Here is a 25,709-nt window from a genome sequence, read left to right as displayed (position 1 = left end):
CGGTCCTCTCAATGCGCGGGTTGCGCGCGCAGGCGGGGGTCGAGCCAGCCATACAGCAGGTCGACGATCAGGTTGGACACCACCATCACGGCGGCGATCAGCAGCAGGATGCACTGCACCACGGCGAGATCACGGTTGGACACTGACACGATCAGCAGCCGGCCGATCCCCGGCCAGGAAAAGATTGTCTCGACCACCACCGCGCCGGCGATCAGCGACCCGACCATAAAGCCGACGATGGTGACGATCGGGACCGCCGCATTGGGCAGCGCATGGCCGCGCACCACGTCGCGCCATTTCACGCCCTTGGCCGAGGCGGTGCGGATATAGGGCTGGCCCAGCACTTCGATCATCGCCGAGCGCGAGAACCGCGCCAGGATGCCGATGCCGCCGATCGAAATGGTGATCGCCGGCAGGATCGCGTGCTGCCAGGAGCCGATGCCGCCCGAGGGCAGCACCCCCAGCGTCACCGCGAAGATCAACACCAGCACCAGGCCCATCACGAAGGACGGGATGGTAAAGCCGAGGATGGCTAGGAAGATCACCCCCCGGTCCACCGCGCTGTCGCGGTGCAGCGCTGCGTAGATGCCGGCCGGGATGCCGATGCCCAGCTTCAGCAGCAGCGCGGGAATGGTCAGTTGCAGCGTGGCCGGGATGCGCTCGATCACCAGCTGGATCGCCGGCGACCGGTCCCGCATCGACATGCCGAAATCGCCCGACAGGATCGCTCCGAGATACGAGAAATATTGCTGCCACAGCGGCGCATCCAACCCCCATTGGGTGCGGAAGGCATCGATCGCGTCCTGTGGGACATCGGGGCCCATCAGCACCTCGGCCGGGTCGCCCGACATGCGCAGCACCACAAAGGCGAAGGTCATCACCGCCAATACGGTGACCAGGGCGCGCAACAGGCGCAAAGCGACAAAGCGGATCATCTGGACATCCTCATGCGGCATGCGACGCCGGCGCGCCGGTAACGTGGTGGCAGGCCGCGGTCTGCCGAGCGGCGACCTGGCGCAGGTCGGGCACCTGGCCGCGGCAGAAATCGGTGGCGATGGAACAGCGCGGGTGAAAGGCACAGCCCGGCGGCCGTTTCGCCGGATTTGGCGGTTCGCCCTGCAGGATCACCCGGCCATCCAGCGGCCGGCCGGGTTCCGGCACCGACGAGATCAGCGCTTGGGTATAGGGGTGTTTGGGATCGGCAAACAGCTCTTCCGCCGGGCCCTCCTCGACGATCCGGCCCAGATACATCACCGCCACCCGGTCACACAGGTTGCGCACCACCTTCAGGTCATGGCTGATGAACACCATGCTCAGCCGCGACTGGGCCTGCAGGTCGCGCAGCAGGTTCACCACCTGCGCCTGGATCGACACGTCAAGCGCCGAGACCGGCTCATCGCAGACCAGCATGTCGGGCCGGGTCGCCAGCGCCCGCGCAATCACCACCCGCTGGCGCTGGCCGCCGGACAATTCGTGCGGATAGCGGTCGGCCTGGTCGGGCCGCAGCCCCACCGCCTGCATCAGTTCTTCTACCCGCTGCGCGCGCTCGGCGCTGCTGCCGATGCGATGAATGTCCAGCGGTTCGCGGATCTGCGCGGCGATGGTCAGGCGCCGGTCCAACGCGCCCAGCGGATCCTGGTACACCATCTGCATCCGGGCGCGCAGCGCCCGCCAGTCGGGCGTGGCGGCGGCGGGCAACAGCGCGCCGCCAAACCGCACCTCGCCGCCCTGCGCCGCATCGATCCCCAGCAACATCCGGCCCAGGGTCGACTTGCCCGAACCGCTTTCGCCCACGATGCCCAGCGTCTCGCCAGGCCGCACCTGCAGGCTGACCCCGTCGACGGCGCGCACCGGCACGGCAGAGCCGAACAGGCCCTGCCGGCCGTGATACACCCGAACCAGGTCCCGGGCCTCCAGCAAGGCGGTCATTGCAGAAGCCCCTCGCGCTGGCGCTGCTGCTCTTCCTGCAGCCCCGGATCGGGCTGCGGATAGGCGCAGGCCAGCTTGCGCCCGTCGCGCTGACCCAGCAGGCTGGGCCGTTCGTCCTGGCAGAAGTCCCGCGCATGGGAACAGCGCGGCGCAAAGGCGCAGCCGCGGGGCAGCCGGCGCGGATCGGGCACCGTGCCCGGAATCGGCACCAGCGGCGCGCGCGGGCCGTAAAGCCGCGGGATCGCATCGAAGAGGCCGCGCGTATAGGGATGGCGCGGGCGGTCGAACAGCAGCCCGACCGCGCCCTGTTCGACGATGCGCCCGGCATACATCACGCAGACCCGTTCACAGACCTGCGCCACCGCGCCCAGGTCGTGGCTGATGAAGACCATCGCCATGTTCATCTCGGCGCGCAGCCGCGACAGCAGGTCCAGGATCTGCGCCTGGATCGTTGCGTCCAGCGCCGTGGTCGGTTCGTCGGCGATCAGCAGGTCGGGCTCGCCCGCCAGCGCCATGGCAATCATCAGCCGCTGGCACTGGCCGCCGGAAAATTCATGCGGGTACAGGGTGAACCGGCCGCGCGCGTCGGGAATGCCCACCATGTCCATCAGCCGCAGCGCATCGGACTGGGCCGCCTGCCCGGTCAGGCCGCGATGCAGCCGCAGCGCCTCGCACAGCTGCTTGCCCACTTTCAGCACCGGGTTCAGCGCGCTGGACGGGTCCTGGAAGATCATTGCGATACGGCCGCCCCGCACCGATTCCAGCCGGCTCCGCGGGGCGCCGGACAGGTCGGTGTCGCCCAGCCGGACCGAGCCGGTCACGCGGGCTTTTGACGGCAGCAGCCCCAACGCCGCCAGCCAGGTCACCGACTTGCCGCAGCCGCTTTCGCCAACCAGCCCCAGCGCCTCGCCGGGGGCCACGTCCAGATCGATACCATGCAGAACCGGCACGCCATCGAACGCGACCCGCAGATCCCGGATTTCGACCAGATTGGACATCATCTTTCCTCTCGGTTCAAAGCGTTGCCGTCGACAACAGCCGAGCGGACGGCGGCAACGGGAAACCCCGGCGGCCCAGGGGCCCGCCGGGGACAGTCGGTAAAGGCCGGTCAGCCGTTGGCCGGCCAGTTCGACGCGCGGAAGTCCATCGCGAAGGCCGGTGCGGCCTTCCAGCCCAGCGACGATTTCATGCCGGTGAACACCGCGTTCTGGTGCAGAACCTGATAGACCGGGTCCTCGCGTTCGGTGATTTCCAGCATCCGGGCAAACGCCTTCTTGCGCTGCGCCCGGTCGGTCGAGGTTTCCATCACGAGCGACAGGTCGTTGATTTCGTCGTTGGTCCATTCCTTGCGCTGCTGCGGCACCGAATTCGGGCCGAACTGCGTGACCATCGGCGTGATCGGGTCGTTGATGGTGTTCGAAGCCGACCAGTCGCGCACGCCCGGCGTCGTGCTGCTGTCCATGATCTGGCCCCAGTTCTCCTTCATCTCGATTTCGACATTCAGGCCGACCTGGTTCCACATCTCGGTCATGATCTGACCGGTGGCGACCTGGTTGGTGTAATAGTTGCTGAGCAGGCGGAACGGGATCGCGTCGCCCTTATAGCCGGCCTGCGCCAGCAGGTCGCGCGCCAGCTGCGGGTTGTATTCCGGCACCGCCCAACCTTCGATGAACATATCCGAGCTGCGGAAGCTTTCGAACTGCAGCCCCGCCGGGATCACGGTCATGCCGCCCCACAGCGCCTGGACAATCGCCTCGCGGTCGATCGCATGGGTCATGGCGCGGCGCACCAGCGGATCGGCCAGGATCTCGTTCTGGGTGTTGAACACCGAGATGCGGTGGTTCCAGATGGTCGAGTTCTGCACTTCGAACCCGTCGGTATTCATCACGTTGCCGATCTGATCCGGCGGCAGGTCGCAGGCAAAATCATATTCGCCCGACAACAGCCCGTTCACCCGGCTCGACACTTCGGGCACCTCGACAAAGGTGATCCGCTCCAGCGGCGGGCGGCCATCCCAGTAATCGTCGAACGCATGCAGCGTCAGCGACACGTCGGGGCGGTACTCTTCCACGTAATAGGGGCCGGTGGTGACCGGCTTGGCCGCCCATTCGGCATAGGTGGCGGCTTCGTCCCAGGCGCGGCGGTTCAGGATCTGGCTGCCGCCGGCATAGAGGCGGCCTTCCATCGTGACATCCGGCGTCGCGTTGTGAAAGCGCACGGTGTACTTGTCGACGATCTCAACACCGGCCAGCGACGGCCACTTGCGGCGGCCGATGCCGGGCACGTTGGCGGGGATGTCCTTGGCGGTTTCGGGCTTGTAGTTCTCGGCAAAGATGGTCTTGCCGCCGGCCGGCTCGGTGTCACCGAAGACGCGCTCGGCCGAGAACGAGAATGCGACATCCTCGGCAGTCATCTCGTCGCCATTGTGGAACTTGACGCCCTGGCGCAGTTTCAGTTCCAGCGTCTTGTCATCGATGCGGCGCCATTCGGTGGCCAGGCCCGGAACCGGGCCTTGATCACCCATCCAATCCCGCAGGATCAGGCCTTCCCACAGGTTGGGATACAGCACGCGCTCGCCCACGTTGGACTGTTCGTTCCACGGGTCCAGCGTGTTGTTGTTGGTGATCTTCTGCACCGCGATGGTCACCGAGGGGCGGGCGCCCTGGGCGCGCGCATAGCCGGGCAGCAGCAGTCCGCCGGCGGTGGCGCCCATCAGGCCGAGCGCGTGGCGTCGATTTAGTCGGATCATCTCTCTGTCTCCTGCAGGCCCGGTCACCTGGGACAACGCCGGGCATATGGGTTGGAGGTATCGGCCACCGCACGCGGCCAATAATGCCGCCGTACTGACCCGGAAATTGTGACAACTCCGCAAAGCTTTGGTTACCATTGCGCGAAATGTGGAGATCAACTCCACATGCCGGAGAATAAATGGAGTTCTGTTATCATCTTGTCATATGCGCGCCCTAGGCAGGCGCGACCGGAGCGGCGTTGCCCGCTGTCCGGATGCGTTTTTTGGGATGCGCCCCCCGCCCGTTGGTCAGACCGGGTGCCTCCCCTAGCCACGGAGCCTTTGATGACGTCTCTTCCCGTACTCGGCGCGGCCATGCCGCTCGATGCTCTTGAAACCCACCGTGACTGGCTGATCGCCGATCAGCGCGACCTGGAACTGCAGGATTTCATCACCGCCGACGTGTTGAACGGCGACTGGCAGCCGCTGGTCGACCGGGCGCGAAAGCTGCTGGACGGCTATACCGGCCGGCTGGGCATCCATGGCCCGTTCTGGGGCCTGTCGCTGGCCAATCCCGACCCGGATCTGCGCGCGCTTGTGACCCGCCGCATGGAGCAGGGCCTGACGATCTGCGAGGCGCTTGGCGCCACCCAGATGGTGATCCACAGCCCCTATTCCACCTGGATGTACAACAACCTGGACAATCTGCCCAATGCCCGCCGCGACGTGGTGGACTTGGTCCATGCCACGCTTGACCCGGTGATCGCCCGCGCCGAAAACGCCAACGTGACGCTGGTGCTGGAAAATATCGAAGACAAGGATCCCGACGCCCGCTGTGATCTGGCGCGCAGCTTTGACAGCGCCGCGGTGAAAGTCTCGATCGACACCGGCCATGCCCATTACGCCCATGGTTCGACCGGGGCGCCGCCGGTCGACTACTACGTGCATCGCGCCGGCGACCTGCTGCACCATGTCCATCTGCAGGATGCCGACGGCTATGCCGACCGGCATTGGGCCATCGGCAAGGGCACGGTGAACTGGCCCGCCGTCTTCGCCGCGCTTGCCCCGCTGGGCGCCCAGCCGCGCCTGATCATGGAACTGCGCGACAAGTCGGGTATCCAGCCCTCGGCCGCCTATCTCAACAACCTCGGCCTGGCGCGCTGAGATGACCCATTGTCCGAGAACGCAAAACCGCGCAGAGCATGGCGATGACCGATCTGATTTGCTTTGACTGCGACGGCGTGCTGGTGGACAGCGAACGGTTGGCGGCGCAGACCACCGCCGACCTGCTGGCCGCGCTGGGGGTCGATCTGACCTGGCAGCAGGCCAGCCAGCTGTTCACCGGCAAACACGCCGCGGATGCGATGCAGACGCTGCACGAGACCTATGGCCTGGTCCCGCCTGCGGATTACCAGCAACGTTTCGACGGCCTGCTGCACCAGAAGTTCCGGGCCGAGCTGCGGCCGGTGCCGGGGATCAACACGGTGCTTGCCGCGCTCGACCGCCCCTGTTGCGTGACCTCCAACAGCGGCCACGCGCGGCTGGCCCTGTCGCTGTCGCTGACCGGGCTGGACCGCCATTTCGGCCCGCATGTGTTCAGTGCCGAGGACGTGGCGCGGGGCAAACCCGCGCCCGACCTGTTCCACCATGCCGCCGCGCGGCTGGGCGCCGACATCCGCCGCTGCGTGGTGATCGATGACAGCGTGACCGGCATTCTCGGCGCCGTCGCCGCCGGGGCCACCGCCATCGGCTTTACCGGCGGCAGTCATGTTGGCCCCGACCTGGGCGACCGGCTGCGCGCGGCCGGCGCCTGCTGCGTGGTGGACTCTGCCACCGGGCTGATCGCGGCGTTGGATCTGCGCGCCGCGCGTGCCGGTTGATGACAGGCGGCCAAGAGCTGCTATCGTGGCCGGAACAAAACCGCGGCACAGCGCCGGCGAGCGAGGAACCGACCACCGCCATGTCCGAGACCCCCTTGCTGATGCGCGACGTGCTGCGCGGGATCGAGGCCAGCCACGGCGATCTGCCCGATGCGCTGGCCCGGATCGCCGATTTCATCCTGAAGGATCCCGAGGCCGCGGTGCGCGCCTCGATGTCGGAACTGGCGGTTCTGACCGGCAGCGGCGAGGCCAGCATCGTGCGGTTCTGCCGCCGGCTCGGCTTTGACGGCTTCCCTGCCTTCAAGATCGCGCTGGCCTCGGACATCGCCTATCGCAGCGGTGCCGCACCGCGCGAAACCGATCTGGCCACCCGGATCGCCGAGGCGGTGCGCGCCACCGTCGATGGCACCGCCGCCAGCGACCTGGGCGAGGTGGCCGACCGGCTGGACGCCGCCCGGCATATCGATATCTTCGGTGCCGGGGTCTCTGGCATGGTGGCCCAGCTTTACGCCTATCGCTTCTCGCGGCTGGGTCTGGTGGCACGCGGGCTGCAGGATCCGGTGGTCGCCGAAGAGATCGCCGGGGCGCTGGACAGCCGGTCGGTCTATATCACCATTTCCGAAACCGGGCTGACCGCCCGCACCCGCCAGATGCTGACCTTGGCCGGCGAACGCGGCGCCTTTCGCGTCGCGGTGTCCGGGCGCCGCATCGCCGATCTGAACCGGCTGTGTGAAAAACTGCTGATCGCCACGCCGCTCTCTCCCTTGCCCGAACGCGGCGAGATCGGCCCGACCGTGGCCAAGGTGGTGCTGTGCGAATTGCTGGCCGACCAGGTCAAGCTGCGGCGCCAGACCAAGACGACCGGCGCCGGATAACCGGGCCGCGTGCACCCTTGTCTTCGCGCCGATCTCGAATGTATCTGCTGCCCGGCAAGTAATCCATGAAACGGGCTTTTGCAGATGAGCTTTGACACCCTCGATCGTATCGACCGGATGATCCTGGCCGAACTGGCAGCGGATGGCCGGATGTCCAATGCCGACCTGGCGCAACGCGTCGGGTTGTCACCCAGCCCGTGCTGGCAACGGGTGCGCCGCCTGCAAGAACGCGGCATCATCCGCGGCTATACCGCGCTGCTGGATCAGGAACAGCTGGGCGCCTCGGAAATCGTGATGATCGATGTCATCCTCGAACGTCACGACGAAGAGGTGGTGGAAACGTTCGGCAACACCATGCAATCGATGCCCGAGGTGCTGGAAGTGCACCTGACCTCGGGCGAATTCGACTATCTGCTGAAGGTCGCGGTGGAAGGCACCAAGGGCTACGAGGCGTTTCTGCGCGAAAAGCTCTACAAGGTGCGCGGCATCCGCCACACCCGGTCCAGCTTTGTGCTGCGTACGCTGAAGAACGTACAGGCCTATCTGCCCGAAACTTAGCCGCCGGTCCCCACGATCCCAGCCCTGCCGGGGGGCGGACTTGCAGCCGGAACCCTGCCGGATTAGAAAGCGAATATCAGAAATAAAAGCGAAAATAATCTTTCGCAAAAGAAATTGTCGGAGACCAGAGCATGTCATTCGAAATCGAGAAGGAGAAAGACCTTGCCGATCGCGGCATCGCTTGGTGGAACACCGAACTGCCCGATCTCGATACCTCGGGCAAGGAAATCACCGGGCGGCTGATGCGCCTGGGCGAAATGGTGGGCAACCGGATGAGCACGGTCAGTGCGCAATTCGGGGTGAAATATCCGACCTATGCCATTCTTGCGACCCTGCGCGCCTCGGGGCCGCCCTATGCGCTGACCCCAAAGACCTTGCAGGCCACGCTGCTGGTGTCCTCGGGCGGCCTGTCGAACCAGCTGGCCCGGATTGAAAAGCAGGGTTTTATCCGCCGTGTCGAAGATCCCAGCGACGGGCGCGGCGTGCGGGTGGAACTGACCGAAGCCGGCAAGGCGCTGACTGACCAGGCGATGCCGGCCCAGGCCGCGGCCGAAGTCGATTTTATCCGGATGCTGAGCGAAGACGAGCGCGCCACGCTGGAACAGCTGCTGCGCAAGATGCTTCTGGTCAATTCGATTCGCCACGGCTGAGGCGGATTCCAGTGCGTCAAACCGCTTGGCACGCCGATAAATCTTTTAAACTTCTTAGATGTAGCTTTATCTAAAGATAGTTCTGGACGTAACGCCCCGACTTCGCCACTCTGAGGCTACGAACCAACAACGGGGAAGATCATGACCAGATTCTTGACAGCGACGACCGCGATTGCCGCGCTGACCGCCGGCAGCCAGGCGGTCCAGGCAGATGACCTTGTCGTCGGCATGTTCGGTGGCAGCTTTGGCCGGGCGGCACAGACCTGCCACATCGCGCCGTTCGAAACCGCCACCGGCGACACCGTGATCGTGCAGGAAGGCAGCTCGTCGCAATTCGCCGCGATGGTCCGCGCCACCGGCGGCGACAGCGATTTCGATGTCGTCTATATCGACAATTCCTTCGCCGCCCAGCTGGCCGCCGAAAACCTGCTGCAGCAGCTGGACAAGTCCAAGCTCAGCCATGCCGGCGAGCTGGTCGATGGTGCCTTTGGCGCGGATGACCATTTTGTCCAGTACCAATGGGGCGCCACCGCGCTGGCCTATAACCCGGCCGATTTCGACACGCCGCCGGACAGCTGGGCGGATGTGTTCGAACAGGCCGCCAATGGCAAGGTGGCGCTGCCCGATATCGCGGGCACCGCGGGCGTGCATTTCCTGATCGCCGCGGCGCTGCTGAACGGCGGCGATATCGACAACCTGGACCCCGGCTTTGAGGCGATTGCCAAGATCGCGCCGAACGTGAAAGCCTATTACACCCAGGCCGACCAGATCATCTCGATGTTCGAACGCGGCGAGATCTCGATTGCGCCCTGGTATCCCGACCGTGCCGCCTCGGCCGCCGATGCCGGCATCCCGGTGGCGATCGCCTATCCCGAAGAGGGCGCCATCGGCATCAAGGTGACGATGGTGATCCCCGAAGGCGCGGCCAATCCCGACGGCGCCTATGCCTATGTCGACGGCGCGCTGTCGGCCGAGGTGCAGAAATGTTTCGCCGAAAACATGTATGCCGGCCCGGTCAACACCAATGTCACGCTGGACGGCGCCGCCGCCAATGCGGTGCCGCCCGAGATGTTCGGCAAGCTGTATTTCCCCGATCCGGAAAAGATCGCGGCCAATGTGGGCGACTGGCGCGCGCGCTGGCAGCGGGAAATCACCAACTGATCACCCGGTTATTGGGAATCCGGCTAACATCTTCCGGGGCGCCCTGGCTGCGCCCCGGACCCGAGAGGCCATGCCCGGCCCCCGCGCATAAACGGAGAGCTCTGTGACATCCCTATCCCTCAGAAACCTCACCAAACGCTATGACACCGCGACCATCGTCAACGCGGTCTCGCTGGACGTCGAACCGGGACAGCTTGTGTCGCTGCTGGGGCCATCGGGCTGCGGCAAGACAACGATCCTGCGGATGATCGCCGGGCTGCTGGAGCCCACCGGCGGGCAAATCCTGTTTGGTGACGAGGATGTCACAACGCGGCCAGCAAACCGGCGCAATGTCGGGCTGGTGTTCCAGTCCTACGCGCTGTTTCCGCATATGACCGTGTTCGAGAATGTCGCCTTCGGGCTGCGCCGCCAGGGCATCAAGGGCGCCGATCTGAAAACGCGGGTGGGCGAGGCGCTGGACCAGGTGCGGCTGGCCGCGCTGGCCGATAGGTTTCCGCGGCAACTGTCGGGCGGCCAGCAACAGCGCGTGGCGCTGGCCCGTTCGGTCGCGCCGCGCCCGGCGATCCTGCTGTTCGACGAACCGCTGTCCAACCTCGACGCGCAGCTGCGCGAAGAGATGCAGATCGAGATCAAGCGCCTGCAAGCGGAGCTGAAGCTGACCTCGCTCTTCGTCACCCATGACCAGCACGAGGCGATGTCGCTGTCCGACCGGATCTGCCTGATGTCGGGCGGCAATATCCAGCAGTTCGCCACCCCGGAAGAGGTGTATTTCAACCCCGCCAACGGCTTTGTCTCGGGCTTTGTCGGCAGCCCCAACAAGCTGAGCGGCGTGCTCTGCGACGGCGCCGTCGAACTGGCGCCGGGGCTGCACCTGCCCAGCAGCCGCGCCACGCAGGGCGCGGGCAGCCGCGTGCGCGTCACCCTGCGCCAGGAAGACCTGGCACTGGCGCCCGAAGGGCAGGCCCAGGGCCTGCCGGGCAAGATCGTGCTGCGCATCTTCGAAGGCGCTTCGGTGCAATATATCGTGGCGCTGACCGGTGGGCCCGAGGTGATGGTGCGGGTGCCCTCGCGCGGCAACCAGGCCGATCTGCCCACCGGCACTGGCGTGGTGCTGACGATCCCGGCGGACCGGGTGTTCGTCGCCCCCGAGGAGGGCGCGGCATGACCCGCAGACGTTCGGCCGGGGCGGGCCTGATCGGCCCGGCGACGGTGCTGATCCTCGCCGGGTTCCTGGCCCCCACCGTCATCATGGCAATGCTGAGCCTGCGGGACTATTCCGGCATGCAGGGCATCGGCACCGACTGGACCCTGTCCAACTATATCGGCGTGCTGGGCGACTGGTTCTATCTGGAAATCATCCTGCGCACCCTGGCGCTGGGGCTGGGGGTGACGCTGTTATGTCTGGTCATCGGCTTTCCGCTGGCGCTGTTCATCCTGCGGGTCGGCCCGATGGTGCAGACGCTGGCGATCCTGCTGGTGATCTTCCCGCTGCTCTGCAACATCGTGGTGCGCTCGTTCGGCTGGATGGTGCTGTTGTCGCCGCGCGGCGTGATCAACGAGACGCTGCTGACTGCCGGGCTGATCGCCCAGCCGCTGGACCTGATGTTCAACCTCACCGGGGTGATCATCGGGCTGGTGCAGATCTATCTGCCGTTCATGGTGCTGCTGCTGGTGCCGGCGCTGCAGAACATCCCCACCGATGTCGAGGCGGCGGCGTTGACGCTGCGGTCTTCGCGGATGCGGGTGTTTTTCACCATCACCGTGCCGCTGGCCAGCCCCGGCATCATCACCGGGTCGATCCTGGTGTTCGTGCTGTCGATCTCGGCGCTGGTGACGCCCCGGATGCTGGGCGGGCCGACCTACCGGGTGATGGCCACCCAGATCTATGACGAGTTCATGACCAACCTGAACTGGCCCGCGGGCGCGGCGCTGGCCTTTGTGCTGACCTTCATCGCGCTGGCGCTGATCTGGTCGGCGAACCGGGTGGCGGCCTATCTGACACGGGGGATCACCGCATGATCGCGCGCAAACCCTCGTGGCTGCTGTCGCTGGTGGCGGTGCTGATCCTGCTTTACATGAACGCGCCGACCGTGGTGGTGGTGCTCGCCTCGTTCTCGGATACCAGCTATCTCACCGTGCCGCCGCAGGGCTGGACCCTGCGCTGGTTCGACTTCGTGCTGAGCGATTCCCGCTATATGCGCGCGATCTGGACCAGCCTGTGGCTGGCAACCGGAGCAACCGCGCTGTCTCTGATCCTGGGCACCGCGGCCAGCTATGCGCTGCATCACCGGCTGGTGCCGTTCCGCGACGCGATCCTGTCGGCGGTGATGGCGCCGCTGGTGTTTCCCGCCGTGGTGATCGGTGTCGCGCTGCTGCAATACGTGTCGCTGCTGGGCCTGCGCGGCCAGCCCTTCGTGCTGCTGCTGGCGCATACGCTGATCACCTTACCCTATGTGGTCCGCTCGGCGATGTCGTCGCTGACCGGGATCAACCCGCAGATCGAAGAGGCCGCGCATGTGCTGGGCGCCTCGGGCTTTACCGCCTTCCGGCTGGTGACGCTGCCACTGCTCAAACCCGGTCTGGTGGCAGGGGCAATTTTCTCCTTCGTCACCTCGCTGGACAACGTGCCGGTGACCATCTTTCTTCTGACCCCGCGCCAGTCGACCCTGCCGGTGAAGATCTTCGCCTCGGTCGAACATGGCGTCGATCCGTCGATCGCCGCGGCCTCGACGCTGCTGGTGGCGGGCACCGCCATCGCCCTGATCCTCGCGCAGAAATGGGTCTCGTTCTCGCGCTTTTTCTGACACAGGCAAACTGGAACCCCTCCCATGAGCTTCTCCTCCCACGGCTTCCCGATGATGCTGACCTTCGATCTCGACTGCGAGACGATGTGGACCGCCCGCGACCCCGAGGCGCACACGCGCCCGATCCTGATGAGCCAGGGCGCCTATGGCTGGAAACGCGGCGTCTGGCGGGTGATGGACGTGCTGCGCCGCTATGACATCAAGTCCACCTTCTTCGTGCCCGGCCTGGTGGTCGAAGCCCATCCCGAGGTGATCGAGGCGCTGCTGAAAGAGGGCCACGAGATCGCCCATCACAGCCACACGCATCGCTGGATCGTGACCCTCTCCCCCGAGGAAGAGCGCGAAGAGATGGAACTGGCGCAGCAGGCGATCATCAAGGCCACCGGGCAGGCACCGCGCGGCTGGCGCTCGCCCGCCGCCGAGGTGACGGATGTGACGATGGACCTGATCAAGGAATACGGCTTTGCCTATTCCTCGAACTTCTTCGACGACGATGCACCCTATATGCTGAAGGTGCGCGGCGAACAGATCGACTGTGTCGAACTGCCGTTCCGCTATATCAACACCGACAGCCCCTATTTCCAGTTCGCCAAGATCCTGCCGGGCCGCACCATCACCTCGCCGCCGCAGGTGCTGGACACCTGGAGCTGGGAATTCGACACGCTTTATGCCGAGGACCGGATGATGGTCCTGGCCTGCCATCCCGAATTCATCGGCCAGCCCTCGGGCGCCATCCTGCTAGACCGGTTCATCCAGCACATCCTGAAACACGACAAGGTGTGGATCGGCCGCTGCGACCAGATCGCCGCGGATATGGCGCCGCGGCTGAAGGTTGCGGCATGACCGGGCTGGCCGGGCTGAAGGCCATTGTTACCGGCGGTGCCGCCGGCATCGGCTGGGCCACCGCGCAAAAGCTGATGACCCAGGGCGCCAGGGTCGCGGTGATCGACCGCAGCCCCTGCCCGCAGGGCGCGGCGCTGGAGTTTATCGCCGACCTGACCGATGCCGCCGGGCTGACCGCCGCCATCGGCGACGCGGCCGCGGCCCTGGGCGGGCTGGACATCCTGGTCAACAGCGCCGGCATCGACCTGGAGGCGCCCAGCGAAAGCGTGCCGGATGAGGCATGGAACCAGGTGCTGGAGGTCAACCTGACCGGCCCGATGCGGGCGGCGCGGGCGGCCTACCCCTGGCTGGCCCGGTCCGAACACGCCGCGATCGTCAACATCGCCTCGGCCGCCGGGCTGCGGCCGATCCCCGACCGGGCCGCCTATACCTCGTCCAAGGCGGGGCTGATCATGCTGTCGAAATCGCTGGCGCTGGATTGGGCCGACGAACGGATCCGGGTCAACGCGGTCTGCCCCGGCGCGGTGCAGACCGCGCTGTTTGCTACCTCGTACCAAGAGGCTGCGGATCCGGCCGCGCGGCTGAACGAGATCCGGCAACGCTATCCGCTGAAACGGGTGGCCGAACCCGATGAACTGGCCGAGGCGATTGTCTTCCTGGCCAGCCCCGCCGCCTCGTACATCACCGGCGTCGCCCTCGCGGTCGATGGCGGGCGCAGCTTTCACTGAGGTCTAAGATGCAGCGGTTCACGGGAAAGACGGCAATTGTCACCGGCGGGGCCGGCGGCATCGGCCTGGCCACCGCCACGCGGCTGGCGGCGGAAGGCGCCAGCGTCGCGGTGTTCGACCTGAACCGCGCCGAACGCCCCGACGAGGCGGCGGCGGGCTGGCTGTCGCTGGAATTCGACGGCACCGACGGCGCCGCGCTGGCCGCCGCGCTGGCCAAGGCCGAGTCCGCGTTCGGTCCGGTTGACATCCTGTTCAACAATCTGGGGCAAAGCGGGCGCGAACGCGCCGGGCTGTTCTGCGACAGCGAGGAAGAGGTCTGGCGCTTTGTCACCGAGATCAACCTGATCGCGACCATGCGCGCCTGCCGCCGGATCGCGCCGGGGATGCGCGCGCGCGGCAGCGGCCGCATCATCAACATGTCCAGCGACGCGGCGCTGTCCGGCGATCTGCGCCTGGCCGATTACGCCGCCGCCAAGATGGGGATTATCGGCTTTACCCGCGCACTGGCGCAGGAGCTGGCGCCGCACCGGGTAACGGTGAACGCGGTCTGCCCCGGCGCCATCGCCACCGAGGCACATAATCACATCCCGCGCGCCACCCTTGACGCGCTGGTCGCCGCCACCCCTGCCGGATTCATCGCCACCCCGGCCGAGGTCGGCGGGCTGGTGGCCTATCTGGCCTCGGACGAGGCCCGGTTCATCACCGGCCAGACCATCGCCATCAATGGCGGCCGCAACATGATCTGAGACAACCGAAAGGACCTGCCGTGACCGAGATTGCCGACCTGAGCGCCGTGGCCCTGGCGGCCGAGATTGCCGCGCGCCGGATTTCCCCGGTCGAGGCGGTCGAGGCCGTCCTGCAGCGGATCGAGGAACGCGCCGAGCTCAACGCCTTTGTCACCGTCAGTGCCGAACGCGCCCGCATCGAGGCGCAGGCGGCCGAGGCGGCGGTCAGGCGCGGCGATGACGTGGGGCCGCTGCATGGCGTGCCCTTCTCGGTCAAGGATCTGGTGAACACCGCCGGGGTGCGCACCACCCAGGGCTCGAAGATCTTCGAACAGTTCGTCCCGCCCGAAGATGCGGTGTCGGTCGCCCGGGCCCGCGCCGCCGGCGGCATCATGATCGGCAAGACCACCACGCCGGAATTCGGGCACAAGCCCGAAGCGACCTCGCCGGTATCGGGGCGCACCCTGCACCCGACCCATCCGGACCGGACACCCGGCGCCTCCAGCAGCGGCTCGGCGGTGGCGGTGGCGGCCGGGATGGGGCCGCTGTCGATTGGCTCGGATGGCGGCGGATCGATCCGCATTCCCGCCGCCTGCTGCGGCATTGTCGGGCTCAAGGCGACGCTGGGCATGATCCCGCACCTGCAGCTTCCCGACCTGTTCGGCGCCAATTCCTATGTCGGCCCGATGGCACGCGACGTAGCCGATACCGCGCTGTTCTTCAAAGCGATGGCTGGTTTCGACCGGATGGATCCCTACGGGCAGGCGGTGCTGCCCCCCGAACCCCGGATCTCTGAGCTGCGCGGCCTGCGCGTCGGCTGGCTGCCGCATGGTGGCGCGCAGGTCGATCCCGAGGTCGCGGCGGCGACCCGCGCCGCGGTGGAGGCGATGGCGGCGGAGGGCGCCGAGGTCGAAGAGATCGACCTGGATTTCAAGGGAATGGAAGAGAGCTTCCTCACCGTGCTGCGCGCCGGCCTCTCCACGCGGGTCGGCCCCTATCTGGCGCAATACGGCAATGCGCTCGACTCGACGCTGCTGGTGCGCATCAACGAAGGCGCGCGGCTGGACGCGAACCAGCTCTCGGCGGCGAGTTACGAGCGCACGCGGTTTTTCCGCCTGCTGCAGCAGGCGCTGGACCGCTTCGATGTCATCGTCTCGCCGGTGCTGACCGCGCCGGCGATCCCGATCGCGCTGGACACCGCGGGCGAGGTCGAGGTCGCGGGCAATCGCGGCACCATCCGCGGCGCCTGGTATCCGTTTACCTACCCGCTGAACCTGACCGGACACCCGGCGATCTCGATGCCCTGCGGCCACAGCGCCGAGGGCCTGCCCATCGGGTTACAGATCATGGGCGGCTGGTATGCCGACCGGATGATCCTGGACGTCGCCGGCCTGGTCGAGGCGTTACTGCGGGGCTAGGCGCCCAGGTTAGCCGGGCGCAGGTGCGGTTGCAAATTCCGGCCCATCGAACGCTTTGACCGGCGATAGGTCCTGCGCTGCCCGCAGATCGACAAGACAGCTATGCGCGCTGCAGCCCTGGCTCAGCTCCGAGGCGGGCACATCCGCCGTCAGCACGTTGGGATTGCCGTGCCGCTCCAGCCCGGTTTCCGGATCGGGGTCGAACCAGGCTCCGGTGGCCAGCCGCAAGCATCCCGGCGCCACGCCGGGATCGATCGACAGCCCGGCCAGGCAGCGGCCGCGCGCGTTGAACACCTCGACCACCTGGCCGTGCACCAGCCCGCGCCGGGCCGCCTCGTCCGGGTGCAACGCGGCGGCCTCGCGGCCGGCGATCTTGCCACCCCGGCTGTGTGGGGACGGGTCCAGCTGGCTGTGCAGGCGGCGTTCCGGCTGATCCGAGATCAGGTGCAGCGGATAGGTCTGATCGCCGCCGCCCAGCCATTCGCGCGGCGCAAGCCACATCGGATGCCCCTTGCAATCGTGCAGGTCCATCGCCGCGATGGTCTCGGAAAAAATCTCGATGCGGCCCGACGGGGTGGACAGGGGGTTGGCCTGCGGGTCGGCGCGGAACTCGGACAGCATGATCCGTGTGTGCGGCGCCCGGTCGGACAGGTCGAACAGGCCGCGATCGACGAAGCTGTCATAATCCGGCAGCACGATACCGGCCTCGGCCCAATGCGGGCGCAGTTCGTCATACAGATGCCGCAGCCACTCGGCGGTGCTGCGCCCCTCGGTGAACCGGTCCGCCACCCCCATCTGCGCGGCAATGCCGGAAAAGATCTCGTAATCGCTTTTTGCCGCGCCCACCGGAGGACAGACCGGCTGGGTTGCCACCAGCACCGAATCCAGCGTCGCATAGCCGATATCGGCGCGCTCGTGGCTCATCGAGACCGGCAGCACGATATCGGCACGGCGCGCGGTTGCGGTCCAGGCCTGTTCATGCACGATGATGGTATCGGGCTTTTGCCAGGCCCGTTCCAGCCGCGCCAGATCCTGGTGGTGATGATAGGGGTTGCCACCGGCCCAATAGATCAGCCGGATATCGGGATAGCGGTACTCGGCCCCGTCATAGCGGAACGCGGCCCCGGGATTCAGCAGCATATCGGCAATGCGCGCCACCGGGATGAAGGCAGAAACCGGGTTGCGGCCCTGCGGCAGGCTGGGGCCTTTCAGCTGGGCGTGCGGACTGCCCAGCATGTTTTCGGCGCCATAGCCGACGCCAAAGCCGCCGCCGGGCAACCCGATCTGGCCCAGCATCGCGGCCAGTGTCACCACCATCCAGAACGGCTGTTCGCCATGTTGGGCGCGCTGCAGCGCCCAGGCGCTGTTGATCATCACCCGCTTGCCCACCATCCGCGCCGCCAGCGCGCGGATGCGATCGGCCGGCACCGCACACAGCGGCGCCGCCCAATCGGCGGTCTTGGGCGTGCCGTCGGCCGCGCCGGTGAGATAGGGTTCGAACCGCTCCCAGCCGGTGCAGTAACGTTGCAGGAACGCGGTGTCATGCGCGCCCAGCCGGTGCAATTCATGGGCCAGCGCCAGCATCAGCGCGGTGTCCCCACCGGGGCGCACCGGGATCCAGTCCACCGGGCCGCCGGTTTCCAGGTTCGACGCCACCGGCGAGACATTGACAAACTCGACCCCCGCCGACGCCATCTGCCGAAGCCCCGCGCGCAGGTGGTGCCGCCCAACCCCGGATTGGCTGACCTGGGCGTTTTTCGCCGGAACCCCGCCGAAGGTCAGGAAAAGATCGCAGTTTTCCGCCAGATCGTCCCAGCTGTTGTGATGGGTCATCAGCCAGTGCATCGGCGCCACGACATGCGGCAACAGCACGCTGGCCGCCGCCAGCGAATAGCTGTCGCGATGGGCGACATAACCGCCGATCGTGTTCAGAAACCGGTGCAGCTGGCTCTGCGCGTGATGGAACCTGCCGGCCGAGGCCCAGCCATAGGAGCCGCCAAAGATTGCCGCGTTGCCATGGTCGCGCCGCACCCGGTCCAACTCATTCCCGACCAGGGCAAAGGCGGTGTCCCAGTCGACCTCGACAAAGGCCTCGCGGCCGCGCAGGTCGGGGCGCGCGCCGGGGCCCTGCTCCAGCCAGCTCTGGCGGATCGCCGGGCGCCGGACACGGCTGGCGGCGATTTCCGGCGCCAGCATGTGCAGACCGATCGGGCTGGGATCCGGGTCGGCCTCCAGCCCCTTCAGGCGCGGTCCGCGTCGGCCCTGGTGAATTTCGTAGGTGCCCCAATGCGACATGGTATAGCGCGTGGCCGGCATCTTCAGTACCCGCGTTCCGGATCGACCCGGTTGATCATGTCGCGCCCTCCCGCCAGCCAGGCGTCGAGATTTCTCAGCAGCTGGTCCTTGAACGGCGCCATACCGTTGCCGTCCTTCCACGAGATATGCGGCGTGATGGTGACCGCGGGATGGTGATACAGCGGATGGCCATCGGGCAGCGGCTCGGGGTCGGTCACATCCAGCGTGGCGCGGCGCAGCCGCCCGGATTTCAGCGCCTGCAGCAGCGCCTCCTGATCCACCAGCGCGCCGCGCGCCACGTTGATCAGGTGCAGGCCCTCGCGCGCGGCGGCAAACAACTCGGCGCCGATCATGCCGCGGGTTTGCGGCGTCGAGGGCACCGCCACCACCAGATAATCGGACTCGGCCGCCACCGCCGCGGCATCCGGGCGCGGCTCCACGCCCCCGGATGCGCCGGACCATGCGCCGCGCCGGGTGGCCAGCACCCGCATGTCAAAGGCCCGCGCGCGTTTCGCGACCTCCTGGTTGATCGCGCCAAAGCCAACAAGGCCCACGGTCTGCCCCGCCAGCAGCGGCAGGCCATCGCCCTCCTTGAAGCTGCCCCACCCGCTGTCCTGCACCACCAGCGGGGCAAATGGCTTGCGGTCATGCACGATGGCCGACAGGACATATTCGGCGATCGGCACGGCGGTCAGGCCGCGCCCGCAGGTCACCACCCGGTCTGCCAGAAGCGACGGGGGGTAGGTCTCGACCCCGGCGGAAACGCTTTGCACCCAGCGCAGACTTTTGGGAATCGACACGCCCTCGGGCGCGCCTTTCCACAAATGCGCTCCGGTCACCAAGGCATCGATACCGTCCGGCAGGTCCCAGACCGGGTGCCCCTTGTAGAAATCCACAACCTCGGGCGCCGAAGGATGCGCGGCAAGCACCGCGCTGATTTCGGGGCCCAGATGGTTGGCGATACGCAGAGGTTTCAGGGAGGGTGCTGTCGTCATTCGGGAAGGCCATTGGATAGTTGAAGAACGGGTTCAGCCCGAGCGATCGGGCTGAGGATCGGCCGCGATCATAGCCGCACCGCCCGCGCGGCCAAGCCCCGACTGCCCGAAACCCGGCCAGACCTCGGCTTTCTCAGGCTGATTTCTTGCAAATGTCGTGATTGGCGCCGCCGGCCCGGCCTAAACTTCGATCACCTGCGCGCCCCGGGCAGTGGCATCCGCCTTCAGCTCTGGCGGCAGGGTGCCGCCGCAAACCACCAGGTCGATCTCCTGCAGCCTGCCCCAGGCATGCGGTGCCGGGCGGCCGATCTTGGCGTGGTCGATCACCAGGATCCGCTGCTGCCCGGCGGCGGCAATGGCCTTGCGGGCGCGGATCTCGTCCAGGTTGAAATCCAGCAGGTCGCCCGCGGGCGACAGGCCGCCGACGCTGAAGATGGTGTATTCCAGACGCAAGCCGGCGAAGAACTCGGCGCTTTCGGCGCCGATCAGATCCAGGTCGCGCAGCCGCACCTTGCCGCCGGCCAGCAGCAGCGAAATGTCCTGCGCCGACCGCAGCGCCAGCACCGCGTGGATGTTGTTGGTTGCCACCGTCAGCCGCGCATGCCCGGTCAGCGACCGGGCCACCGCCTCGACCGTGGTGCCGGTCCCCAGCGCCAGCGAGGCGCCGTCGGGGATCAGGCCGGCCACCGCGGTGCCGATCCGGTCCTTTTCGTCCCTCGACACCGCAAGGCGCGGCTGATAGCTGATATTTTCCGTCGCACTGGCCAGCATGGCACCGCCGTGACGGCGCCGCACCACGCGCGCATCGTCCAGCGCCCGCAGATCCGAGCGCAGCGTCTGCACCGTCACCCCGAGCATGTCCGACAGCGCCGTGGCCGACAGCTCTCCATAGGTGGACAGAAGGTTCACAATCCGGTCGCGCCGCCGGGCCGTTTCAGTTTGTGTCATTTTCGTTCGAACCTTCGTTGCGATGTTCTTGGCGCTTGTCCTAGGCGCAGAATATTACAGGTTTGTGTTTCTCCCCATGAATTTTTCCAGTGTCACATGGCTGTCACGCCGCGCCTCTAGAGGGGCGTTGTCCAAGGGCGACAGGAAGATTCCCGCTTTCGGACGAAAACTCATCTCACGCTGGAGAGCCCCATGCCCCGTACCCTTCTTGCCACCGTCTGCGCGCTGGCCCTGCCGACGCTGGCCGCCGCCGAAACACTGACTCTGTACACCTCGCAACCCAATGCCGACGCGCAGAAAACCGTTGATGCCTTTATGGCCGCAAACCCCGGAATCGAAGTGGACTGGGTGCGCGACGGCACCACCAAGCTGATGGCGCGCCTGACCGCCGAGATCGAAGCCGGCGCCGCCCAGCCCGACGTGCTGCTGATCGCCGACACCGTGACGCTAGAAGGCATGGCGCAGGCCGGGCACCTGGCCGCCTATGCCTCGCCCGAAAGCGCCGCCTATGACAGCGCGCTGTACAGCGCCGAGGGCTACTATCACTCGACCAAGCTGATCACCACCGGCATCGTCTACAACACCGGCGCCGACAGCGTGCCGACCTCCTGGGCCGACCTGGCCAAGCCCGAGATGGCCGGCCTTGTCGCGATGCCGTCGCCGCTCTATTCCGGCGCCGCGCTGATCCACCTGGCCACCCTGACCGAAACCGACGGTCTGGGCTGGGATTATTATGTCGACCTCGCCGGCAACAAGACCCAGGCCGAGGGCGGCAATGGCGGCACCTTCAAGGCCGTCGCCTCGGGCGAAAAGCCCTATGGCGTGCTGGTCGACTTCATGGCGCTGCGCGCCAAGGCCGAAGGCTCGCCGGTCGAGTTCGTGTTCCCCGAAGAGGGCGTGTCCTATGTGACCGAGCCGGTTGCCATCCTGTCCACCGCCGACAACATGGACGCGGCGCAGAAATTCGTCGACTTCCTGCTCAGCGAAGCCGGCCAGCAACTGGTCGTCGAGATGGGCTATATCCCGGCCCGCAACGGTATGCCCAGCCCCGAAGGCTTCCCCTCGCGTGACGAGATCACCCTGATGAACTTCGACCCGGCCAAGGCGCTGGCCGATACCGAGGCCAACAAGAACCGTTTCGCCGAGATCTTCGGCGTCGAATGAGCGTGGCCTCGCCTCGCCTCGGTGGCAGCCGGTCCGCGGACCGGCTGTTGCCGTTGATCCTGGTTCCCGTCGCGCTGATCGCGCTGGGGCCGGTGCTGCGCCTGTTGCTGGAAGGGATCGGCTTTGGCGAGGGCATTACGACCGAGCATCTGAGCACCGTTCTGACCCGCGACAGCACCGCAACCGCGCTGACCCATTCGCTGATAACTGCCGTCGGGGGCACGGTGATTTCCGTATTGATCGGCGCCAGTTTCGCCTTCCTGGTGGCCCTCACTGATATTCGCGGCAAGGGCGCGCTGGTGTTCTGCCTGATGGTGCCGATGATGATCCCGCCGCAGATCACCGCGCTGGCCTGGATGCAGATGGCCGGACCATCCTCGGTGCTGTTGAAGATGATCGGCCTGGCGCCGCCGCTGGGCAGCCCGCAACCGTTTTATTCCCCCGGTGGCATCATCCTGCTGCTGGGCATCCAGCATGCCTCGCTGGTGTTCCTGACCCTGCGCGCCGGGCTGCGGATGATCCCCGCCGATCTGGTCGAGGCGGCGCGCATGTCCGGCGCCGGCACCGTTCGGGTCTGGGCCCAGATCGTGCTGCCGCTGTCGCTGCCGTCGCTGATCGCCGGGGCGGCGATGGCCTTTGTGACCGCCCTGGGCAATTTCGGCATTCCGGCGATGCTGGGCATTCCCGCCGGCTATTCGACGCTGCCGACGCTGATCTACCAACGCCTGGTCGGCCTGGGGCCCAGCGTGCTGCCCGAGGTCGCGGTGCTGTCGCTGCTGATCGGCGCGGTGGCCATTGCCGGGGTTCTGCTGTCCCGCTTCGTACTGTCGCGCGGCGGCTATGGCCTGGTCGGCCTGTCCGGCACCCCGCTGGCGCTGACGCTGGGCCGGTTCCGCACCCCGGCCGAGATCGCCCTGTGGCTGTTTATCGCGGCGATCCTGGTGCTGCCGCTGGTGGCGCTTCTGGTCACCTCGCTGATCCCGGCCTATGGCGCCAGGCTGTCCTTTGACACCGCAACGCTGAAAGCCTGGCGCGAGGTGCTGTTCGTCCAGCCGGTGACCACCCGCGCCTATGCCAATTCGCTGATGCTGGCCAGCCTTGCGGCGGCGCTGCTGATGGCGGTCTGCCTGCCGCTGGCCTGGCTGATGGAGCGCCGGCCCAGCCGGATCAGCCGCGCGCTCGACGCGCTGATCGATCTGCCCTATGCGCTGCCCGGCGTGGTGCTGTCGATCGCCTGCATCCTGGCCTTCATCAACCTGCCCTTCACCGACCTGACGCTGTACGGCACAATCTGGATCATCCTGCTGGCCTACCTGGCGCGGTTTTTCGTGGTGATGCTGCGCCCGATCCAGGCCAGCGTCGGCCAGATGGACCCGGCGATGGAAGAGGCGGCGGCCAGCACCGGCGCCCGGCTGGGCCGGCGGCTGCGTACCATCGTCCTGCCGCTGGCGGCGCCCTCGGCGGCGGCCGGGGCGATCCTGGTGTTCCTGACCGCCGTCAACGAACTCACGGTCTCCGCGCTGCTGTGGTCCTCGGGCACCGAAACCCTGGGCGTGGTGATCTACAACCTGGAAGACAGCGGCGAAACCGTGATGGCCTCGGCGCTGGCGATGTCCATCGTCCTGCTGATCGTGCTGCTGATGGGCCTGGTGCAGGCCAGTGCGAAACATTTCCCGAAAGGAGTCATCCCGTGGCAGAGCTGAACTTTAGCGGCGTCACCAAAAGTTTTGGCGGCGCCCCGGCGCTGGACGATATCACCGCCGGGATCCGCGCGGGCGAGTTCGTCGCGCTGCTGGGCCCCTCGGGCTGCGGCAAGACCACGCTGTTGCGGCTGACCGCAGGGTTCGACCGGCCCGATGCCGGCAGCATCACGCTGGGCGGCGCGGTGATGGCCGACCCCGCCCGCTTTGTGCCGCCGGAAGAGCGCGAGATCGGCATCGTCTTCCAGTCCTACGCGCTCTGGCCGCACAAGACGGTGGCCGGCAATGTCGCCTATCCGCTGGAAGTGCGCCGCCGCCCCCGGGCCGAGCGCGACAGGCGCGTCGCCGAGGCGCTGAACCTGACCGGGCTGACCGCCTTTGCCGACCGGATGCCGGCGCAGCTGTCAGGCGGCCAGCGTCAGCGGGTTGCCTTGGCCCGCTGCCTGGTGTTCGAGCCGCGCGCCGTGCTGCTGGACGAACCGCTGGCCAATCTCGACCTGGCGTTGCGCGCCTCGATGCAGGACGTGTTCCGCATGTTCCACCGGCGCACCGGCGCGACCATGGTCTATGTCACCCATGACCAGGGCGAGGCGCTGGCGCTGGCCGACCGTGTCGCGGTGATGGAATCCGGCCGCATCCGGCAATTTGCGCCGCCCGAACTGCTGTATCGCGAACCGTCCAACTGTTTTGTCGCCGGCTTCGTCGGCGAAGGCGCGGTGATCGCCGCGCGCCCGATGGGCCAGGCCGGGCAAGGCCGCCTGCGCATGCAGGTCCTTGGGCAGGAGGTTACCGCCCGCACCGAAACCCCGACGCCGAACTATGTCAGCCTCCGGCCGGAAAACATCACCCTGTCCGATTCCGCCCCGCTGCGCGCGCGGGTGAGCGGCTGCACCTATCTTGGCGGCCGGTTCCGCCTGGCGCTCGAGGCCGAAGGCGAGACACTGTCGGCCTTTTCGACCCAGCGCGCGCAGGTGGGCGAGACCCTGGGCCTCAGCCTGCGCGAGCCCTGGGCGTTTCACGATCCCGAAGGCGAAACCCTGATGGCGCGGGCACTGGCAGATGCGTGACACCGACGTAACCGCCGAACCCTGGATCGAAGTGCAATCCGGCCTCGGCGAAAAGGGCCCGGCCTGCCTGCGGCTGTGGACCGGCACCGAGACCTGGATTCTCGATGTCGGCGTCGGCCCCGAGGCGACCTCGCCCTTTGTCCCGGCCTGGCTGGACGGCGCCGACCGGGTGCTGATCAGCCATGATCACATCGACCATATCGGCGGCGCCGCCCATGCCATCGCCGCCGGCCTGCCGATCCATTGCACCCCGCAGACCGCCCGCGCGCTGCCGCCCGCCGCCCGGGTGCACGACCTGCCCGAACGCGGTGTCACCGAAATTGCCGGGGTTCGGGTGACCACCGGGCGCAACGGCCACGCGCTTGGCGGGGTCTGGATGCACCTGGATCTGGGCGACGGGTTTTTCTATTCCGGCGACTGGTCCGAGGAATCCGACTGGTTCGCCTTCGACACCCCGCCCGGCGCGGCCACCGCGATGATCGACGCCTCTTATCACCTGGACGATGTCACCCAGGCGGCGCGCAAGACCGCGCTGGACCGCGCGCTCAGCCAACTGCGCGGGCATCAGCTGTTGTTCCCGGTGCCGCCCTCGGGGCGGGCCGGCGAACTGGCGCTGCACCTTTACCGGCACGGCGATGTGTCCTTCGACGAGGCCTGCCGCGATGCCGTGGCCGGGGCGCTGCTCAGCGGCAGCTTGGCCGAGGGCGCCGACCAGCTGGCGCCGTTGCTGAACAAGCCTTTCGACCCCGCGGCGCAGTACCTGGTCTGCGACACGCCGAATGCCGATGCCGGCATGTCCTGGCGGATGGTGCAGGACTGGCGCGATGCCGGAAGGCTGGGCCATGACGCGGTGGTGCTGTTCACCGGCCATATGACCGCCCATGCCCGCGCCATCGCCTCGCAGGGCGGGCGCTTCCTGCGCTGGAACGTGCACCCGCCGCTGGGCGACCAGATCGAAATGATCCGCCGTCTTGGCGCGCGCCGCTTTGCGCCGCTGTTCTCCAGCCGGCCCGAGGATTACCTGCTGGAACCCCGCTTTGACGCCCAGCTGGTGCTGCACGAAAGGTGCAGCCTGTGATCCGGCAGCGCAGCGCCTTCGTGATGATCCGCCATGGCCAGACCGATGCCAATCGCGACCAGATCATCGCCGGCCGGCTTGAGGCGCAGCTGACCTCCGAGGGCCGCGCCGCCGCCGCGCGGCTGGCGGACTGGCCCTGGCCCGGCGAGATCGCCCTGTTCGC

General features: G+C 67.1%; 25 protein-coding genes. 18 read left to right on the top strand and 7 right to left on the bottom strand.

Annotation, left to right across the window (positions count from 1 at the left end; translation table 11 throughout):
* Positions 1–8: 8 nt before the first annotated feature.
* The 4 genes from CVM52_RS10570 to CVM52_RS10555 form a co-directional block, all read right to left on the bottom strand.
* Positions 9–935, bottom strand: a complete 927-nt coding sequence (locus tag CVM52_RS10570; RefSeq protein ID WP_100162487.1) for an ABC transporter permease — start codon at positions 933–935, stop codon at positions 9–11.
* A gap of 10 nt (positions 936–945) precedes the next feature.
* Positions 946–1,929, bottom strand: coding sequence for an ABC transporter ATP-binding protein (locus CVM52_RS10565; protein ID WP_100162477.1), 984 nt, complete (start codon positions 1,927–1,929; stop codon positions 946–948).
* On the bottom strand, positions 1,926–2,927 hold the full coding sequence (locus tag CVM52_RS10560) for an ABC transporter ATP-binding protein (protein ID WP_172720975.1): 1,002 nt from the start codon (positions 2,925–2,927) through the stop codon (positions 1,926–1,928). The genes CVM52_RS10565 and CVM52_RS10560 overlap by 4 nt, the downstream gene beginning before the upstream one ends.
* Before the next feature lie 110 nt (positions 2,928–3,037).
* On the bottom strand, positions 3,038–4,678 hold the full coding sequence (locus CVM52_RS10555; RefSeq protein ID WP_100162475.1) for an ABC transporter substrate-binding protein: 1,641 nt from the start codon (positions 4,676–4,678) through the stop codon (positions 3,038–3,040).
* Positions 4,679–5,002: 324 nt separating this feature from the next.
* Between CVM52_RS10555 and CVM52_RS10550 the strand changes: the two genes are divergently transcribed.
* The 13 genes from CVM52_RS10550 (at position 5,003) to CVM52_RS10490 (ending at position 16,299) form a co-directional block, all read left to right on the top strand.
* The gene (locus tag CVM52_RS10550; protein ID WP_100162474.1) at positions 5,003–5,821 is read left to right on the top strand and encodes a sugar phosphate isomerase/epimerase family protein; all 819 of its coding nucleotides are present in this window, start codon (positions 5,003–5,005) and stop codon (positions 5,819–5,821) included.
* A gap of 44 nt (positions 5,822–5,865) precedes the next feature.
* Positions 5,866–6,537: an HAD family hydrolase gene (locus tag CVM52_RS10545; protein WP_172720974.1), complete on the top strand. Its 672-nt coding sequence runs from the start codon at positions 5,866–5,868 to the stop codon at positions 6,535–6,537.
* 80 nt (positions 6,538–6,617) lie between these two features.
* Positions 6,618–7,412 carry a MurR/RpiR family transcriptional regulator gene (locus tag CVM52_RS10540; RefSeq protein WP_172720973.1) on the top strand — a complete coding sequence of 265 codons (795 nt, stop codon included), beginning with the start codon at positions 6,618–6,620 and terminating at the stop codon, positions 7,410–7,412.
* Positions 7,413–7,496: 84 nt separating this feature from the next.
* A complete protein-coding gene (locus CVM52_RS10535; protein ID WP_100162471.1) occupies positions 7,497–7,970 on the top strand; it encodes an Lrp/AsnC family transcriptional regulator in 474 nt (157 codons plus the stop codon).
* 131 nt (positions 7,971–8,101) lie between these two features.
* Positions 8,102–8,620, top strand: a complete 519-nt coding sequence (locus CVM52_RS10530) for a MarR family winged helix-turn-helix transcriptional regulator (RefSeq protein ID WP_100162470.1) — start codon at positions 8,102–8,104, stop codon at positions 8,618–8,620.
* 141 nt (positions 8,621–8,761) lie between these two features.
* A complete protein-coding gene (locus CVM52_RS10525; protein WP_100162469.1) occupies positions 8,762–9,781 on the top strand; it encodes an ABC transporter substrate-binding protein in 1,020 nt (339 codons plus the stop codon).
* Between the two features lie 103 nt (positions 9,782–9,884).
* Entirely contained in the window at positions 9,885–10,946 is a 1,062-nt protein-coding gene (locus CVM52_RS10520) for an ABC transporter ATP-binding protein (RefSeq protein WP_100162468.1), read from the top strand.
* Positions 10,943–11,800: an ABC transporter permease gene (locus tag CVM52_RS10515; protein WP_100162467.1), complete on the top strand. Its 858-nt coding sequence runs from the start codon at positions 10,943–10,945 to the stop codon at positions 11,798–11,800. The genes CVM52_RS10520 and CVM52_RS10515 overlap by 4 nt, the downstream gene beginning before the upstream one ends.
* On the top strand, positions 11,797–12,585 hold the full coding sequence (locus CVM52_RS10510; RefSeq protein ID WP_100162466.1) for an ABC transporter permease: 789 nt from the start codon (positions 11,797–11,799) through the stop codon (positions 12,583–12,585). The genes CVM52_RS10515 and CVM52_RS10510 overlap by 4 nt, the downstream gene beginning before the upstream one ends.
* Positions 12,586–12,609: 24 nt before the next feature.
* The gene (locus CVM52_RS10505; protein ID WP_100162465.1) at positions 12,610–13,428 is read left to right on the top strand and encodes a polysaccharide deacetylase family protein; all 819 of its coding nucleotides are present in this window, start codon (positions 12,610–12,612) and stop codon (positions 13,426–13,428) included.
* On the top strand, positions 13,425–14,156 hold the full coding sequence (locus CVM52_RS10500) for an SDR family NAD(P)-dependent oxidoreductase (RefSeq protein ID WP_100162464.1): 732 nt from the start codon (positions 13,425–13,427) through the stop codon (positions 14,154–14,156). Before CVM52_RS10505 ends, CVM52_RS10500 begins: the two co-directional genes overlap by 4 nt.
* Before the next feature lie 8 nt (positions 14,157–14,164).
* Positions 14,165–14,902, top strand: coding sequence for an SDR family NAD(P)-dependent oxidoreductase (locus tag CVM52_RS10495; protein ID WP_100162463.1), 738 nt, complete (start codon positions 14,165–14,167; stop codon positions 14,900–14,902).
* Between the two features lie 20 nt (positions 14,903–14,922).
* Positions 14,923–16,299, top strand: a complete 1,377-nt coding sequence (locus tag CVM52_RS10490) for an amidase (RefSeq protein ID WP_100162462.1) — start codon at positions 14,923–14,925, stop codon at positions 16,297–16,299.
* Positions 16,300–16,308: 9 nt separating this feature from the next.
* Here CVM52_RS10490 and CVM52_RS10485 read toward each other — a convergent pair whose 3' ends face one another.
* The 3 genes from CVM52_RS10485 to CVM52_RS10475 form a co-directional block, all read right to left on the bottom strand.
* Entirely contained in the window at positions 16,309–18,615 is a 2,307-nt protein-coding gene (locus CVM52_RS10485) for a molybdopterin-dependent oxidoreductase (RefSeq protein WP_100162461.1), read from the bottom strand.
* Positions 18,616–18,617: 2 nt separating this feature from the next.
* Entirely contained in the window at positions 18,618–19,589 is a 972-nt protein-coding gene (locus tag CVM52_RS10480) for an NAD(P)-dependent oxidoreductase (protein WP_100162460.1), read from the bottom strand.
* A 180-nt stretch (positions 19,590–19,769) separates the two neighbouring features.
* Complete coding sequence (locus tag CVM52_RS10475; RefSeq protein WP_100162459.1) at positions 19,770–20,537, bottom strand: DeoR/GlpR family DNA-binding transcription regulator; 768 nt, start codon at positions 20,535–20,537, stop codon at positions 19,770–19,772.
* A 192-nt stretch (positions 20,538–20,729) separates the two neighbouring features.
* Between CVM52_RS10475 and CVM52_RS10470 the strand changes: the two genes are divergently transcribed.
* From CVM52_RS10470 to CVM52_RS27960, 5 genes are all read left to right on the top strand, one after another.
* Complete coding sequence (locus tag CVM52_RS10470) at positions 20,730–21,701, top strand: ABC transporter substrate-binding protein (RefSeq protein WP_100162458.1); 972 nt, start codon at positions 20,730–20,732, stop codon at positions 21,699–21,701.
* Positions 21,698–23,404 carry an ABC transporter permease gene (locus CVM52_RS10465; RefSeq protein WP_100162457.1) on the top strand — a complete coding sequence of 569 codons (1,707 nt, stop codon included), beginning with the start codon at positions 21,698–21,700 and terminating at the stop codon, positions 23,402–23,404. The genes CVM52_RS10470 and CVM52_RS10465 overlap by 4 nt, the downstream gene beginning before the upstream one ends.
* Complete coding sequence (locus CVM52_RS10460) at positions 23,392–24,468, top strand: ABC transporter ATP-binding protein (RefSeq protein WP_100162456.1); 1,077 nt, start codon at positions 23,392–23,394, stop codon at positions 24,466–24,468. Before CVM52_RS10465 ends, CVM52_RS10460 begins: the two co-directional genes overlap by 13 nt.
* The gene (locus CVM52_RS10455; RefSeq protein ID WP_205964933.1) at positions 24,461–25,546 is read left to right on the top strand and encodes an MBL fold metallo-hydrolase; all 1,086 of its coding nucleotides are present in this window, start codon (positions 24,461–24,463) and stop codon (positions 25,544–25,546) included. Before CVM52_RS10460 ends, CVM52_RS10455 begins: the two co-directional genes overlap by 8 nt.
* Positions 25,547–25,569: 23 nt before the next feature.
* The coding region (locus tag CVM52_RS27960) for a histidine phosphatase family protein (protein WP_172720977.1) at positions 25,570–25,709 on the top strand (140 nt) is incomplete at its 3' end.

The sequence above is a fragment of the Pseudooceanicola lipolyticus genome (genome assembly GCF_002786325.1).
In the GTDB taxonomy this organism is placed as follows: domain Bacteria; phylum Pseudomonadota; class Alphaproteobacteria; order Rhodobacterales; family Rhodobacteraceae; genus Pseudooceanicola_C; species Pseudooceanicola_C lipolyticus.
This window is presented reverse-complemented; position numbering and strand designations above follow the sequence as displayed.

Bases quoted from the DNA above. Each gene is read 5' to 3' on its own strand.
- CVM52_RS10565 (WP_100162477.1), bottom strand. From the start codon at position 1,929: ATGACCGCCTTGCTGGAGGCCCGGGACCTGGTTCGGGTGTATCACGGC.
- CVM52_RS10500 (WP_100162464.1), top strand. From the start codon at position 13,425: ATGACCGGGCTGGCCGGGCTGAAGGCCATTGTTACCGGCGGTGCCGCC.
- CVM52_RS10545 (WP_172720974.1), top strand. From the start codon at position 5,866: ATGACCGATCTGATTTGCTTTGACTGCGACGGCGTGCTGGTGGACAGC.
- CVM52_RS10475 (WP_100162459.1), bottom strand. From the start codon at position 20,537: ATGACACAAACTGAAACGGCCCGGCGGCGCGACCGGATTGTGAACCTT.
- CVM52_RS10550 (WP_100162474.1), top strand. From the start codon at position 5,003: ATGACGTCTCTTCCCGTACTCGGCGCGGCCATGCCGCTCGATGCTCTT.
- CVM52_RS10480 (WP_100162460.1), bottom strand. From the start codon at position 19,589: ATGACGACAGCACCCTCCCTGAAACCTCTGCGTATCGCCAACCATCTG.
- CVM52_RS10485 (WP_100162461.1), bottom strand. From the start codon at position 18,615: ATGCCGGCCACGCGCTATACCATGTCGCATTGGGGCACCTACGAAATT.
- CVM52_RS10525 (WP_100162469.1), top strand. From the start codon at position 8,762: ATGACCAGATTCTTGACAGCGACGACCGCGATTGCCGCGCTGACCGCC.
- CVM52_RS10530 (WP_100162470.1), top strand. From the start codon at position 8,102: ATGTCATTCGAAATCGAGAAGGAGAAAGACCTTGCCGATCGCGGCATC.
- CVM52_RS10510 (WP_100162466.1), top strand. From the start codon at position 11,797: ATGATCGCGCGCAAACCCTCGTGGCTGCTGTCGCTGGTGGCGGTGCTG.
- CVM52_RS10465 (WP_100162457.1), top strand. From the start codon at position 21,698: ATGAGCGTGGCCTCGCCTCGCCTCGGTGGCAGCCGGTCCGCGGACCGG.
- CVM52_RS10505 (WP_100162465.1), top strand. From the start codon at position 12,610: ATGAGCTTCTCCTCCCACGGCTTCCCGATGATGCTGACCTTCGATCTC.
- CVM52_RS10555 (WP_100162475.1), bottom strand. From the start codon at position 4,678: ATGATCCGACTAAATCGACGCCACGCGCTCGGCCTGATGGGCGCCACC.
- CVM52_RS10570 (WP_100162487.1), bottom strand. From the start codon at position 935: ATGATCCGCTTTGTCGCTTTGCGCCTGTTGCGCGCCCTGGTCACCGTA.
- CVM52_RS10540 (WP_172720973.1), top strand. From the start codon at position 6,618: ATGTCCGAGACCCCCTTGCTGATGCGCGACGTGCTGCGCGGGATCGAG.
- CVM52_RS10470 (WP_100162458.1), top strand. From the start codon at position 20,730: ATGCCCCGTACCCTTCTTGCCACCGTCTGCGCGCTGGCCCTGCCGACG.
- CVM52_RS10560 (WP_172720975.1), bottom strand. From the start codon at position 2,927: ATGTCCAATCTGGTCGAAATCCGGGATCTGCGGGTCGCGTTCGATGGC.
- CVM52_RS10455 (WP_205964933.1), top strand. From the start codon at position 24,461: ATGCGTGACACCGACGTAACCGCCGAACCCTGGATCGAAGTGCAATCC.
- CVM52_RS10515 (WP_100162467.1), top strand. From the start codon at position 10,943: ATGACCCGCAGACGTTCGGCCGGGGCGGGCCTGATCGGCCCGGCGACG.
- CVM52_RS10495 (WP_100162463.1), top strand. From the start codon at position 14,165: ATGCAGCGGTTCACGGGAAAGACGGCAATTGTCACCGGCGGGGCCGGC.
- CVM52_RS10535 (WP_100162471.1), top strand. From the start codon at position 7,497: ATGAGCTTTGACACCCTCGATCGTATCGACCGGATGATCCTGGCCGAA.